Annotated in this window: 16 protein-coding genes; 4 read left to right on the top strand and 12 right to left on the bottom strand. The window is 73.3% G+C overall.

Annotation, left to right across the window (positions count from 1 at the left end):
• Position 1 precedes the first annotated feature (1 nt).
• The 9 genes from ACFWW9_RS29170 to ACFWW9_RS29130 form a co-directional block, all read right to left on the bottom strand.
• Entirely contained in the window at positions 2 to 970 is a 969-nt protein-coding gene (locus tag ACFWW9_RS29170) for a protein phosphatase 2C domain-containing protein (RefSeq protein ID WP_390384468.1), read from the bottom strand.
• A gap of 2 nt (positions 971 to 972) precedes the next feature.
• Positions 973 to 3315 carry a tetratricopeptide repeat protein gene (locus tag ACFWW9_RS29165; RefSeq protein WP_390384466.1) on the bottom strand — a complete coding sequence of 781 codons (2343 nt, stop codon included), beginning with the start codon at positions 3313 to 3315 and terminating at the stop codon, positions 973 to 975.
• Positions 3312 to 4094, bottom strand: a complete 783-nt coding sequence (locus ACFWW9_RS29160; protein WP_390384464.1) for a hypothetical protein — start codon at positions 4092 to 4094, stop codon at positions 3312 to 3314. The genes ACFWW9_RS29165 and ACFWW9_RS29160 overlap by 4 nt, the downstream gene beginning before the upstream one ends.
• Positions 4095 to 4098: 4 nt before the next feature.
• Positions 4099 to 5067: a glutamate ABC transporter substrate-binding protein gene (locus ACFWW9_RS29155; protein ID WP_390384462.1), complete on the bottom strand. Its 969-nt coding sequence runs from the start codon at positions 5065 to 5067 to the stop codon at positions 4099 to 4101.
• Complete coding sequence (locus ACFWW9_RS29150; protein WP_390384460.1) at positions 5064 to 6356, bottom strand: hypothetical protein; 1293 nt, start codon at positions 6354 to 6356, stop codon at positions 5064 to 5066. Before ACFWW9_RS29150 ends, ACFWW9_RS29155 begins: the two co-directional genes overlap by 4 nt.
• 231 nt (positions 6357 to 6587) lie before the next feature.
• The gene (locus tag ACFWW9_RS29145) at positions 6588 to 7139 is read right to left on the bottom strand and encodes an NADAR family protein (RefSeq protein WP_390384458.1); all 552 of its coding nucleotides are present in this window, start codon (positions 7137 to 7139) and stop codon (positions 6588 to 6590) included.
• Complete coding sequence (locus ACFWW9_RS29140; protein WP_390384456.1) at positions 7136 to 7720, bottom strand: pyridoxamine 5'-phosphate oxidase family protein; 585 nt, start codon at positions 7718 to 7720, stop codon at positions 7136 to 7138. Before ACFWW9_RS29140 ends, ACFWW9_RS29145 begins: the two co-directional genes overlap by 4 nt.
• 58 nt (positions 7721 to 7778) lie before the next feature.
• Positions 7779 to 7925, bottom strand: a complete 147-nt coding sequence (locus tag ACFWW9_RS29135) for a hypothetical protein (protein WP_390384454.1) — start codon at positions 7923 to 7925, stop codon at positions 7779 to 7781.
• On the bottom strand, positions 7922 to 8473 hold the full coding sequence (locus tag ACFWW9_RS29130) for a GNAT family N-acetyltransferase (RefSeq protein ID WP_390384452.1): 552 nt from the start codon (positions 8471 to 8473) through the stop codon (positions 7922 to 7924). The genes ACFWW9_RS29135 and ACFWW9_RS29130 overlap by 4 nt, the downstream gene beginning before the upstream one ends.
• A gap of 66 nt (positions 8474 to 8539) precedes the next feature.
• Between ACFWW9_RS29130 and ACFWW9_RS29125 the strand changes: the two genes are divergently transcribed.
• Entirely contained in the window at positions 8540 to 9523 is a 984-nt protein-coding gene (locus ACFWW9_RS29125) for a methyltransferase (RefSeq protein WP_390384450.1), read from the top strand.
• On the opposite strand, the gene ACFWW9_RS29120 is transcribed toward ACFWW9_RS29125, so the two are convergent.
• Complete coding sequence (locus ACFWW9_RS29120) at positions 9510 to 10643, bottom strand: glycosyltransferase (protein WP_390384448.1); 1134 nt, start codon at positions 10641 to 10643, stop codon at positions 9510 to 9512. The two genes, ACFWW9_RS29125 and ACFWW9_RS29120, sit on opposite strands and share 14 nt — an antisense overlap.
• A gap of 165 nt (positions 10644 to 10808) precedes the next feature.
• Between ACFWW9_RS29120 and ACFWW9_RS29115 the strand changes: the two genes are divergently transcribed.
• The 3 genes from ACFWW9_RS29115 to ACFWW9_RS29105 all read left to right on the top strand — a co-directional run bounded on the left by ACFWW9_RS29115 (position 10809) and on the right by ACFWW9_RS29105 (position 12579).
• Entirely contained in the window at positions 10809 to 11252 is a 444-nt protein-coding gene (locus ACFWW9_RS29115) for a pyridoxamine 5'-phosphate oxidase family protein (protein WP_390384521.1), read from the top strand.
• A gap of 69 nt (positions 11253 to 11321) precedes the next feature.
• Positions 11322 to 11708 carry a VOC family protein gene (locus ACFWW9_RS29110; RefSeq protein WP_390384446.1) on the top strand — a complete coding sequence of 129 codons (387 nt, stop codon included), beginning with the start codon at positions 11322 to 11324 and terminating at the stop codon, positions 11706 to 11708.
• 19 nt (positions 11709 to 11727) lie between these two features.
• Entirely contained in the window at positions 11728 to 12579 is an 852-nt protein-coding gene (locus tag ACFWW9_RS29105) for a sigma-70 family RNA polymerase sigma factor (RefSeq protein WP_390384444.1), read from the top strand.
• Here the strand turns inward: ACFWW9_RS29105 and ACFWW9_RS29100 are convergent.
• A complete protein-coding gene (locus ACFWW9_RS29100; RefSeq protein WP_390384442.1) occupies positions 12569 to 12886 on the bottom strand; it encodes a DUF4180 domain-containing protein in 318 nt (105 codons plus the stop codon). The genes ACFWW9_RS29105 and ACFWW9_RS29100 overlap by 11 nt on opposite strands.
• A complete protein-coding gene (locus ACFWW9_RS29095) occupies positions 12883 to 13560 on the bottom strand; it encodes an alpha/beta fold hydrolase (RefSeq protein WP_390384440.1) in 678 nt (225 codons plus the stop codon). Before ACFWW9_RS29095 ends, ACFWW9_RS29100 begins: the two co-directional genes overlap by 4 nt.
• Positions 13561 to 13623 lie beyond the last annotated feature (63 nt).

Below are 13623 nucleotides of genomic sequence, written 5' to 3'. Positions count from 1 at the left end.
GTCAACCCCCCACTTCGATGACGACCACGGTGATGTTGTCGTGCCCGCCCGCGCGCAGGGCGGCCTCGGTCAGCTCCCGCGCGACCCGCAGCGGGCTCACGCCGCGGGGGCGGACGTCGTCGAGGTCCTCGACCTCGGGGAAGTAGTTCCACAGCCCGTCGCTGCACAGCAGCACGATCCCGCTCTCCTCCGGGTTCAACGCCACGACGTGTGGGCTGACCTGCCCGGAGTCGCCGCCCAGCCACCGCGACAGCACGTGCGAGCGGCGGTCGTTCACGGCCTCGGCCTCGGTCAGCACCCCCTCGGCGACCAGCTGAGCGGCCCACGTGTCGTCCTTGGTGAGCCGCCGCGACGGGGTCTTCGCGCCGTCGTCGGCCAGCCAGTACGCGCGGCTGTCGCCCACCCAGCCGATCACCGCGCCCTCGCCGGTGCGCATCGCCGACACGTACGTGCACGACGGCGCCACGTCCGGCGCCTCCGGCCGGGCCAGCGCGCCCGCGGCCCGGTTCGCCGCCGCCACCGCCAGCACCGTCGCCCGTTCCGGGTCGCCGCCCTCCACCAGCGCGTCGACCAGCACGGCGTTCGCCGCGTCCACGGCCAGCTGCGACGCCTCGTCCGCCCGCTCGGAGGACGCGACCCCGTCGCACACGATCGCCGCGACACCGCGGGCGTGGACGTGGCCGAGCGCCATGGAGTCCTCGTTGCGCGGACGGCGGCGGCCGCGGTCGCTGATCCCCGCGATGCCGGGCAGCACGAACTCCATCCGGTCCCGCCCGGTCGGCTGGGACCGGCCGCACGACTCGCAGAACCCGTCCGCGTCGATGTCCGTGCTCCCGCACACGCACTGCGCGGCGGCCGTGCCGTCGGGACCGCCGACGGGGGTCGTGCGCACCAGCAGGTTGCGGCCGCACTCCTCGCAGAACCGGTCCTGGGCGCCGACGGGCGCGTCGCACTCGGGGCAGTTCGTCATGGTCACACCAGGGTCCGGGGGCGGACGGCGTTGGCTCGGTCGACGAGGGCGAAGCGTTCCTCTGGCGAGTCGGCGAGCCGCGCGAGGGTCCGGTAGTGGCGCTCCAGGCCCAGCCTCAGGCCCCGGTCCGTCAGTTCGCACCCCAGCAACTCCCCGTGCCCGTTGGCCGACGTCCCGCCACCGCTCGCCAGCCAGTCGAACGCCGCCTGGAGCACCTCGACGCTGAGCCGCGCGCGGCGGGCCACGTCGAGTTCCAGTGCGGCCAACCGGTCCGCCGCGCCCGAGATCGACGTGATCGCGGGCTCCCCACCAGCGCCGTGGTGGGCCTTGTCCGTCTGCGCCCTGATCGCCGAGACCTGCGCGGCCACGTGGTGGCTGGAGGTCTCCGGCACGGTGTGCAGCACCGCCACCGCCCGGTCGCGGGTACCGGCCTTGAGCAGCACGCGCGCCAGGCCGAACGCGGCGGAGACGTACGAGCGGTCGGTGCGCCACACCAGCTCGTAGTAGTGCGCCGCCTCGTCCAGGTCGCCCGTCGCCTCGGCGCACAGCGCGATGGCCAGCTTCGGCGCGGCCTCGCCCGGCAGCACGTCGTACACGCTCTCGAACGCCGCCCGCGCGTCGATCGGACTGCCCTCGACCAGCGCCGCGAGGCCCCGGTACCAGACCGGCCGCCAGTCGTCGGAGTCCACCAGCGACGGGTCGTCCGGGTCGAACATCGAGGTCGCGGTCAGCCCGTACAGCTCGCGGGTCGCCTCCTCGGCCTGTCCGGCGTCGATCAGCGCTCGCACGAGCTGCAACCGGACCTCCGCGGTGGTCACGGGCGCGGCCCGCAGCGCGGCGACGCGTTCGGCGGCCTCGCCGGTCGTGGCGGTCGCGAGGAACCCGGCGGCGGGGTCGGTGGCGTCGACCTGCGGCACGGGCAGCGCCGCCGCGGCGGTCGGCAGGTCCGGGTCGCGCTCCGCGCCGAAGCACCGCCGTTCCGGCGTGAACTGCCGCGACAGGCCCGGACGGGGGTTGCCGTCCTCGGCCGCCAGCACCTCCCGCAGCACGCCGGTGAGCTGCTCGGCCATCTCCTCCGCGGAGGTGAACCGCAGCTCCGGGTTGGGGTCGGTCGCGCGGTGCAGGAACCGCTTGTAGGACTCGAACCGGGCCAGCAGCGGCTCGACGGTCGGGCTCGGCAGGCTGCCCTTGAACTTGCGGCGGAAGTCGAACGAGAAGCTCATGACCGCCAGCGCGCGGCCCACGGTGTAGAGGTCGGAGGCCACCGACGGGCCGATCGTGCCGATCTCCGGGGCCTGGTAGCCGATCGTGCCGTAGATGGCGCTGCGGTTGTCGCCGATGCGCCGCACCGCGCCCAGGTCGATCAGCTTGAGCTGCTCCTCGGTCTGGATCACGTTGTCCGGCTTGAAGTCGCAGTACAGCAGGCCCACGCCGTGCAGGTAGCCCAGCGCGGGCAGGATCTCCAGCGCGTAGGCGATGGCCTGCTCCACGGGCAGCGACTCGGTGCCGCCGCCGTGGCCGCGCAGGTCCTTGATCATGTCCTTGACCGACTGGCCGCCGACGTACTCCATGACGATGTAGTCCACGAGGTCGCCGGTCTTGCGGTCGGCGTGCTGCACGAAGTTGTGGATCTTGACGATGTTCGGGTGCTCGACCTCCGCGAGGAACCGGCGCTCCGCCATCGCCGCGGCCATCGCGTCCGCGTCACCGGAGTCCAGCAGGCCCTTGAGCACCACCCACCGGTCGCTCACGGCGTGGTCCAGTGCCAGGTAGATCCAGCCGAGGCCGCCGTGCGCGAGGCAGCCGAGCACCTCGTACTGGCCGTGCAGCACCTCGCCCGGCTCCAGCTTCGGCGTGTAGGAGTAGTGGTGGCCGCACTGCGGGCAGAACCCCTCCACCCGGCCCGGCCTGCCCTCGCGGCTGCGGCCGACCTCCTTGCCGCACGCGCTGCAGAACCGCTTCGCCTCGGGCACCTCGGGGTTGGCGAGCACCGCGGACTTCGGGTCGCGGTAGGGCACGCGCGGCACCTCGACCAGGCCCGCGCCGAGCCTGCCGCGCCCCGAGGAGCGGGTGGACGCGCGGCGGCTGCGACCCGACGGGCTCACGGTGCTCGTCCACGGCGCCGTGCCCGGCCCGGTCGACGGCCCGCTGAACGCGCCGGTGCCCTCGGACCCCTGCGTGCCCCGCGTTCCTTGCGTGCCGGAGTCGACCTTGGCTGGCTGGGTCGTGGTGAACGCGCCGCTGACCGTGGTCAGGGGCGCGGAGGGGGCCTCCAGGCCGCAGTGGTCGCAGAACCCGTCCGGGTCGATCGTCCCGTCGCAGCCCGACCGTGGACACGCGCTCATCGGGCCTCCGCCAGGTCGAGCACGGCCTGCTGGTAGCGGCCGACCGCGCGGGTCGCCTCCGGCAGGTCGCACGGTGCGGTGAACAGGACGTCGCGGGCCGCGCGGTGCAACGCCGACAGGGTCGGGTGCTCGGCGTGCCCGAGCCGGGTCGCCTTCGCCCGGTACGCCTCCAACCGGCCGCGCAGCTCGGTGCGCCGGTCCAGCAGCCCGGCCAGGTTCGCCACCAGCGCCCGGCACTCCGCCAGCCCGTCCGGCACGGCGGGCAGGTCGCCGACCGCGATCTTCTCCGCCACCAGCGCCCGCAGCCGGTGCGCCTCGGCCTGGGCTTCGGCCAGGTCACGCCGGTGGGCCTCGGCCGCGGTGTGCCGGGCCACGGCGTCGGCCAGCACCTCCACGACGTGCGCGTACCCGGCCCGCATCCGCGTGACCAGCTCGTCGAGCGCGACCCGTTCGGCGATGACCGCCGGTCCGGTCAGGCCTCGTCGGGACAGGGGCACGGAGTGGCTGTCCAGCTCCACGACCGGGCCGGTCAGCAGCTCGGTCACCTCCGCGAGGTCCGCGGCCGTGGGCTTGTCGTGGCGGGCCCGCACCTCGCGGGCGTCCTCCAGCAGCCGCCGGTACGCCTCGAACCGCGCCCACAGCGCCGCCACGGCCTCGCGGTCGGCGGCGTCGAGCAGCGGGTGGCCGGGGTGGTCGTCCATGGCCAGCAGCGACTGCGCGATCCGGTCGCTCTCCGCGGCCCGCCGCGCCAGCTCCTCGTCCACCTCGTCGCGGTCCACGGGGTCAGTCCCGGTACTTCGCGACGGGTGGGGTGGCGTCGCGGTCGAGCCCGCCCAGCCACCGCTGGTGGATCGCGGTCCACGTGCCGTCGGTCCGCAGCCGCTCCAGGACGCCGTTGACGAACCGGACGAAGTCCTCGTTCGCCTTCGGCATCGCCATCCCGTACGGCTCCTGGGTGAACTGCGGGCCGACCATCTCGGTGTACGGGTCCTGCGCGGCCAGCCCGGCGAGGATCGTGTCGTCGGTCGACACCGCGTCCACCTGGCCCTGTTGCAGCATGACCAGGCAGTCCGTCCAGTTCGCCACCGACACCACGACCGGTTTGGCGGCGAGGTTCGCGACGTTGGCCAACGAGCTGGAGCCCTTCGTCGCGCACACCTTGCGGCCGCCGAGGGAGTCCGGCCCGGTGACGCCGGACCCGCGCGAGGCCAGCACCCGCTGCCCGGCCTGGTAGTAGACGGTGGAGAACGCGACCTTCTGGGCCCGCTCGCAGTTGATCGTCATCGTCCGCACGACGATGTCGACGTCGCCCTTCTCCAACGCCGGGATGCGCTCGTCGGAGGTCAGCACCTTGAACTGGATCCGGTTGGGGTCGCCGAAGATCGCCTTCGCGACCTCGCGGGCCATGTCGACGTCGAACCCCTCGATCGCCCCGGACTCGGGGTTGCGGAACCCCATCAGGTACGTGTTCTGGTCCACGCCCGCGATCAGCCGCCCGCGCGCCGCGATCGTCGCCATCGTCGTCCCGGACGGCATCGCGCCCGGCTGCGGCTGCGGGCTCTCCGGGCGCAGGCTCGCGGTCGCGTCGCACGCCGGAGCCGCCGCAGCGCTGCTGGGCGGCGCGGTCACCTCCCCGGCGTCCGCGGGCTTGGGCGCTCCGGCCGAGCCGACGGTGAAGTCCGGGGCCGAGGTCGGGACCGGCGCGCACGCGGCCGTGAACACCAGCAGCAGCAGGACCAGCAGGCGTCTCATCGGTACTCCTTGAGTCGCTGCCACAGCCCCATCACCGACGCCACCGCCGCGCCGAGCGCGAGCAGCGCCACCACGGCGACCGTGCCCGTCAGCGCGCCGCGGGCGGTCGCGACCGAGCCGGTGAACGCCGTGCGGGCCTGGGTGATGGCGGTGACCAGGTCGCGGTCGAGGTTGTCGAACGCCGCGGCCGCCCCGCCCTGGTCGTTGCTGATCGCCAGGGCGAGGGCCGTGGTGTAGTCGCCGCTGTCGTCGGCCGCGCGGATCCGTTTGTGCGCGTCCTGCCACGCCTGGAAGTTGCGCTCCGCCGAGGTCACGGCGTCGCGGACGGCCGGTTCGGTCGCGAGGGACTTGCCGCGGGCGATCAGGTCGCCCAGCTCCTTCACGACGTCGCCGTAGCGCTTCTCGTAGGCCGCGCCGCTGCCGCGCGCCACCAGCGTCAACGTCTCGTCGCCGCGGGCGGTGAGCGTGTCGATGCGGGCGCGCGCCAGGACGTCGACCTGGCTGGAGCCGTTCACGCGGCTGTCGGACACGGTGCTCGCGACCACGATGCTCGCGATGCTCACCCACAGCAGCGACACGAGCGTGAGGCCGGTCGCCACGACGAGGCCGATGTTGAACACCCGGTTCGTGCGGCGGGTGACGTAGAGCTGCGCCAGGCCGAGGGTGCCGAGCGCGACCAGGCCGAGCAGCAGCTCCGACCACGGTCCGCCGCCCGCGCTGTCCTGGTCGCGCACCACGTTCGCGGTCTCGGCGCGGTAGAGGTCCTGGGCGGCGGGCAGCAGCTGGGCGCGCATCAGGCCGGACGCCTCGCGCAGGTACGCGGCGCCGACGGGGTTGCCCTGCCGGTTGTGCGTGCGGGCGGTCTCGACCAGGCCGGTGTAGACGGGGAGCTGCCCGGACAGCGTCGTCAGCGCGGAGCCGACCTCGGGGGAGCGGGTGATCTCGCCGGTCGCGGTCGACAGCGCCGCGGCGGCCTTCGCGATGTCGGCCTCGTAGCGGGACCGCAGCTGCGGCGACTCGACCCCGCCGGAGAGGAACGCGGCCGCCGCGGTGGCGTCCGCGTCCGCCATGGACCGGTACACCTCCTGCGCGGCGAAGCTCAACGGCTCGCTGCGGGTCGCCAGCTCCTCCAACGCCGCCGAGCGGGTCTGCACGCTCAACCCGGTCAACGCCCCGACCAGCAGGCTCACCGCGACGAGCAGCAGCGCGATCAGGCTCAGCCGACCCGGTGTGCTCTTGACCAGTCCGGTCACCCGATGGGAGGTCGGCGCGGTGACCACGGTCGTCATCGGGTCCCCTTCCGCCGGTGTGTCCGCTACCACAGGCTGTCCCACAAGCGTAGATACCGCCTGGTCACCGTGGGGCCCGAACGTGATGATCCACTGGGCGGCGGCGGTCCACCAGTCCTGCGGGCCGGAGATTTCCGGTTTTCGCCCCTGCTGAGACGCGGGCACGCGGGTGATCGACGACCTGCGGGCGCCGGAACCACCGGTCACCCGTTCGGGGGAAACACGACCTGCTTACGCGCGCGCGGACCCGAGTTCGTCGCGGGCCGTCATCAACGCGAACCCCAGCAGGTTCAGGCCACGCCACGTCGACGGGGTCCGGGCGCGCTCGTCGTCGCGGCGCAGGCCGATGCCCCAGATCCGGTCCAGCGGGCTCGCCTCCACCAGCACGCGGTCGCCGGTGCCCAGCAGGTACGCCAGCAGCGCCGGGTCGGCGGCGAACTTCGCCACGTTGCCCGCCACCACGATCCCGACCCGGTGGGCGTCCCACACGGCGCTGTCGAACCCGCGCACCTGCCTGCCGAGGTTCTTCGCCTCGGCGGGCGTGCCGGCGGCCACCACGCGCTCGGCGGCCTTCTCGTCGCCGAACAGTCGCGCCTTGCCCGCCATCATGAAGTGCTCGGCGGTCGCGTAGGTCGTGCCCTCCACGGTGAACGGCGACGGGTACCACTGGCTCAGGCACTCCGCGCCCACGCCGCCCCTGGACTCCGCGCCCCAGAAGAACACGAACTCCATCGGCACACCGCGGTGCTCGGCGCGCCTGGCGTCGTCCAGGTCGCGGATCATCTCGACGTCCTCGGCGGCACCGGCAGCGGCAGCCCCGGCAGCCCGTCCATGCTGACCCCGTTGAAGTCCTTGCCCTCGCAGTACGCGCGGAACTCCTCGTCGGACTTGCGGCCGAAGTAGTCCGCGTGCAGCGTCCGCTCCTCGCGGTAGTCCATGAACGGCACGGCGAACCCGCAGGTGTCGCTGATCTGCCGCGCGGTCACCACGATGATCGCCCGCACGCCCGGCGCGTCCGCGTCGCCGAACCCGCCGATCAGCTCCTCGAAGCGCGGGTCGTCGCGGAACACCGGCACCCCCGTGCCGTGCACGCGCACGATGTTCGGCGGCCCGGTGAACGCGCACCACATGAGCGTGATGCGACCGTTCTCCCGCAGGTGGGCGATGGTCTCGGCGTGGCTGCCGCCGAAGTCGAGGTAGGCCACGGTCTGCTCGTCGAGCACCCGCAGCGACCCCGACCGGCCCTTGGGGGAGATGTTGACGAAACCGTCACCGGTCAGCGGCGCCGTGCCGGTGAAGAAGACCGGCTGCGCGTCGATGAACTCCCGCAGCCTGCCGTCGATCCGGTCGTAGATCTTGCCCATGACCTCGATTATGGTCCGAGCACCCGGTCCGACGTCGGGTTTTTCCAGACCGTGGAACTCACGCCTGCTCGAACGGCCGCGGCCGCCGGTAGCCGTGGTCGGTCATCTCGTCGAACCAGCTGTCCACGGCGTCCAGCCCGCGGTCGTCGAGCTGCCCCTCGTGCTCCAGGCGGACGCAGGCGTGGGTGAACTTCGTGATCTTCACCTCGCGTCCTCCGCGAGTCGGCCGTGCAGGTGTTCGTCGTAGCGCAGCCCGTCGCCGTACTTCGCCGCCGACCGCAGCGTGCCCTCGTTGAGGTAGCCGCACTTGAGGGCCACGCGGCAGGACGCCTCGTTGGCGACGGCGTGGTAGAGCTGCACGCGGTGCAGGCCGAGCCGCGCGAACGCCCAGTCGGTCACCACCCGCACCGCCCCGGTCGCGACCCCGCGTCCCCGCGCCCACGGCCCGACCCGGTAGCCCATCTCCGCGATCGACTGGTCCAGGTCGATCTTGTGCAGCGACACGTTGCCCAGCACCCGGCCGGTGTCCGCGTCGAGGACCGAGAACGTCGCGTGGTCGCCGTCGGACCAGTCGCCGAGCCGCTTGCACCAGTCCCGCGCGGTCGCCACGTCGACGACCGCGGGCGCGGGGTTCCAGAGCGCCGTGTCCGGGTCGCGCACCATCGCCAGCGAGTCCACGGCGTCGCGCTCGTCGGGCGGCCGCAGCAGGAGACCGCCGTAGGACAGCTCCACCGGCTCGATCGCGAGAGTCATGCCCTGATCCTGTCCTACCCCGGAAATCCGCTGAGCCGATCATGCCGTCGTCGCTACGTTCGGGCGATGGAGAAATCGATCCGAGCCATGGCCGACCTCGCGACCCCGATGGCCATCCGGGTGGCCGCCACGCTCAGCCTGGTGGAACGCGCGGGCGACACCGGGGCGACCGCGGAGCACCTCGCGACCGAGACCGGCGCCGGAGCGCCCGCCCTGCGCTGCATGCTCGACCACCTCGTGGCGGTCGGCGTCTTCACCCGCGACGAGGACCACCGCTACCGGCCCACCGACCTTGGCGCGCAGATGGCCGACGACGCCCCGGACAGCGCCAAACCGGTGCTGGACATCACCCGCGCGGGCGGACGCGCCGACCTCGCGTTCGTCGACCTGCTCGGCACGATCACCACCGGCGCCCCCGCCTACCCGCACCGGTACGGCCGCGACTTCTGGGCCGACGTGGACGCCGAACCCGCCCTGCGGCGCTCGTTCGACGCCCAGATGGAGTGGCGGTACCGCACGCACATCCCGCAGATCGTCGACCGCTTCGACTGGAGCCGGTTCCCCGAGATCGTCGACGTCGGCGGCGGCGACGGGAACGTCCTCACCGAGATCCTGCGCGCCCACCCCGCCGTGCGCGGCCGGGTCGTGGACCTGCCGCCCTCGGCCGCCGCCGCGGCCGACCGGTTCGCCGCGGCCGGGCTCGCCGACCGGGCCGAGGCCGTGCCGGGCAGCTTCTTCGACCCCCTGCCCACCGGGGCCGACGCCTACCTGCTGTCCGACATCGTGCACGACTGGGACGACGACCACGCCCGCCGAATCCTCACCGGCTGCCGCGACGCCGCCGCGCCCGGCGGCACGGTGGTCGTGATCGAGGCGGTGCGCGGACAGGGCACCGACACCGCCATGGACCTGTTCCTGCTCATGTGCTTCGGCGGCCGGGAACGCTCGGTCGACGACCTGGTCGACCTCGCCGACTCCTGCGGGCTGGACCACCGCGGCTCCACCCCGGTGTCGGACGGCCGGACGGCGCTGGAGTTCACGCCCCGCTGACCAGTCCCTCCAGCAGCGCCACCGCGTGCGCCTGGTCCGGCTGCGCGGCGATCTCGTCGCGCAGCCGCTCGGCCGCCACCCGGTAGGCCGGGTCCGCGAGCACGCCCGCGACCGCGTCCCGGATCTCCGCCGGGGTCGCGTGCTCGGCGTCCAGCGCCACCCCGACCCCCAGCGCCACGCAGCGGTCGGCGTTGTGCGGCTGGTCGGCCCCCATCGGGATCAGCACCGACGGCACGCCGTGCGCCAGCGACCCCAGGACCGTGCCGGACCCGCCGTGCGAGACGACGACGGCGCAGCGGGGGAGCACCGTGTCCTGCGGGAGGTACCGCTCGATCCGCACGTGCGGCGGTTGCGGCCCGAACTCGGCGGGGTCGATCCGGCCGCCCACCGTCACCACCAGGTGCGCGGGCAGGTCGCGCAGCCCGTCCAGCACCCGCGTGAACAGGTCGCCGGACTCGGTGTTGAAGATCGTCCCGAGGGTGAAGTACACGGTCGGCACGTCGTCGGGGACCGCGATCGGCTCGGGCCGCTCGCCGCGGACCCGGAACGAGAACGCCGTCGACGGCAGCGGGTGGGCCGGATCGCGGAACGACGGCGGGAACGGCACCAGCACCAAGTGCCTGCTCAGCATCGTGAGTTCCGGGTCCGGCGGCAGCCCGTGCACGGCCCGCAGCTCGTTCAACGGCTCGGCCACCACCTCCGGGCGCAGGAACGACCCGGACGCGATGACCAGCACCGACACGTGCGGAACCCCCGCCCGCTCGGCCGCGACCATCGCCCCGAAGTCCATCTCGTCGCACACCACGACGTCCGGCCGCCACGCCGCGATCAACTCCAGCAGGTCCGCCGCCCGCACCGGCGCGGTCTTCCGGGCGAACCCCTCACGCACGTCGTACTGCTCGCGTTCGCGGTCCAACGGCAGCAGCGGCATCCGCTCCGTGGACGACCACGGCTCCGGCCCCGACGGGAACGCCTCGAACCTGGCCGCCTCGATCGTCGACACCATCGCGGGCGACCCCGTGCACGCCACGACGTGCCCCGCGTCCGCCACCGCCCGCGCGACCGGCACCATCGGCTGGAAGTGCCCGTTGCCCCCGACGAAGCTGAACAACACCCTCATCGCACGTGCTCCAATGCCTTTTCCACGACGGCCATCATTGCGGCCCACTCGTTCTCGCCGCGCTCCACGGCACCCCCATAAGATCACCCATGCCCGTGACGAACCCCTGGCTGGCAGGCCCAGGCACCCGACCAGCGCCTCGACCACGACCGCCTCTCCGAACGAATCCTCAACCTGCTGTCGTCGCAGAACATGTGCGTCCTGGCCACCACCGGCCCGAACGGCCCGCTCGCGACGCCTGTGCGCTACCACCACCTCGACTTCACCCTCATGATCACCGTCGCGCCCCGCTCGCCCAAGATGCGCAACATCGCCGCCGACCCCCGCGTGTCCGTCGGGATCTTCGCGCCGCTGGTCGGCCAGGCCAGCAGTCGCGGTGCGCAGGTCTTCGGCCGGGCGCGGGTCCTCACCCCCGATGACGAGGACTACGAGCACCACTGGACGGCGTTCCGCTGGCAGTCCGACCACGTGGAGCGCTCGTTGCCGCTGGACGAGCCGCCGTCCGGGCCGTTGCTGGTGATCGCGGCGGACCGTGTCGTCTACACCGAGCACTGGCTGCGTCGGGAAGGCTTCTCGCCCCGTCAGTTCTGGCGGCCGCGCGCGGACTGAGCGCGTTACCTTCCCGCTCCGACTCCCGTCATACCGACGACGACCACGTCGCTGAACGGGAGAACGAGAGTGCTGACGAACATCATGTACGTGACGGTCTACGTCACCGACCAGGACCGGGCCCTGGAGTTCTACACCGAGCGCCTGGGCCTGGAGAAGCGGATCGATCACCGGAGCCCCGATGGCCGGTTTCTCACGGTGGGCGCGCCCGGCACGCAGGTCGAGATCGTCCTGTGGCCGCACGCGCCCGCCGCGGGGCAGCCCGCGCGGGTGGTGCCGGGGGCCACGCCCGGACCGCTGTTCCTCGAGTTCGACGACCTGAGGAAGGACTTCGAGGTCCTGCGCGACCGCGGTGTGGTGTTCGACCAGGACGAACCGGTGGACTACCCGTTCGGCGTCCGGGTCGAGGCGGTGGACCCGGACGGCAACCGGCTGTCGCTGCGCCAGCGGCGCTGACCCGAGGAGGGTGAGGAGGATGTCCGACCCGGTGGCAGAGGCGTTCGAGGCGCAGCGGGACCGGCTGCGCGCGGTCGCCTACCGCGTCCTCGGATCGCACGCGGACGCCGAGGACGCGGTGCAGGAGGCGTGGCTGCGGCTCGCCCGCCAGAACTCGACGACCATCGGGAACCTGGCGGGCTGGCTGACCACCGTGGTCGGCCGGATCAGCCTGGACGTCCTGCGCTCCCGCCGCGCGCACCCCGAGACGCCGGACGGGCTGTCGGAGTTCGTGGTGACCGTCGACGACACCGCCCCACCGGACGAGCAGGTCGAACTGGCCGACTCGGTCGGGCTCGCGCTGCTCGTCGTCCTGGACTCGCTCGGACCGGACGAGCGGCTGGCGTTCGTCCTGCACGACCTGTTCGCGGTGCCGTTCGCCGAGATCGGCCGGATCCTCGGCAAGTCGGCCGACGCCACCAAGATGATCGCCAGCCGCGCTCGCCGGAAGGTGCGGGCCACCGACCGGCCCACCGCCGTGCGAGGACACCGGGAGGTGGTCCACGCCTTCCGCGCGGCGGTGGTCGACGGCGACTTCGAGGCGCTGCTGCGGGTGCTGCACCCCGACGTGGAGCTGACCGTCGACACACCGGGAGGGGTCGTCGTCACGCTCGGGGCGACCGCCGTCGCCACCGGGGCGCGGTCGTTCGGCGGCGCGACCGTCGCCCGCTACCAGGCGGTGCTCGTCGACGGGCGTCCCGGCTACCTGGCCTGGCGCGCGGACGGGACACCGATCTCGCTCGCGTCGTTCACGGTCGCCGACGGGCGGATCACCGCCATCGCGATCCTGGCCGACCCGGCCCGGCTCGCGGCGCTGAGCCTCATCCCGTGAACTCCTCGACGAACGACACCTCGCCGCCGCGGTTGGCCTCGTGCACGAACGCCCGCAGCGTCTCGCTCCCGGCGAGGCGCTCGGCGATGTCGCCCACCACGACCAGCCTCATCCGGTACTGGGTGAACTTGCCGAGGATCCCGCCCGCCACCCGCGTGCCCAACGTCCAGAACGCCTCGTCGAGCCGCCGCACGGGCACCACGACGGTCTGCGCGTCGGTCGACCAGGCCTCGCCGATCACGTCCACGGCGTCCTGCTCCGTGCGCAACCGCGGCCCGTCGGCGGGCAGCACCAGCACCCCGCTCATCGCAGGAACTCCAGCACCGCGCGCGCCTGACCCTGGACCAGGTGCCCGACACCGGGCAGCACCCGGACGTCGGCGTGCGGCACGGTCGACGCCAAGCGCCGCACCGTCTCCGCGGAGGAGATCATCACGTCCCGATCGCCCACCACGACCAGCGTCGGCATCGTCAACCGCGTCAGGGTGGCGTCGTCGAACACCGGGATCTCGACCCGCGGCCGGAAGTGCCGGAAGGTCGCGGCGATGGCGTCCCGCATAGGCCCGAGGTCGGCACCGGTCACGATGCCGACGACCCGCCGCCGACCCCACGCGCCCAGCGCGAACAGCGGCAACGCCTTGACCATCCACCCGGACGTCCGCCGTCCGATCCCGCCCGGCGCGAGCAACGCCAGCTTCACGACCCGGTCGGGTCGCCTGGTCGCGCAGTCGATGGCCAGCCATCCGCCCAGCGACATACCCAGCACCGCGGCCCGCTCCAGGCCCAAGCCGTCGAACACGTCGTCCAGCCACCGCTCGTGCTCGTCGGACCCCAACTCGGGCCGGGTCGGCGCGCTCAGACCGGGTTCGCCGATCAGGTCGACGGAGTAGACCCGCAGGTGCGGAGCCCACACCGCGATGTCGGCCAGCCACGTGGTGGGGGTTGCGCCCGGACCCGGGCGGGCGGCCCCCCGCGGCCACACGCCCCGCCCCCCGGGCCCCCCCCAACACGCCCCCCCCCGGGGGGGGCGCACCCGGGGAGAAAA

The organism is Umezawaea sp. NPDC059074 (assembly GCF_042738955.1).
In the GTDB taxonomy this organism is placed as follows: Bacteria; Actinomycetota; Actinomycetes; order Mycobacteriales; family Pseudonocardiaceae; genus Umezawaea.
This window is presented reverse-complemented; position numbering and strand designations above follow the sequence as displayed.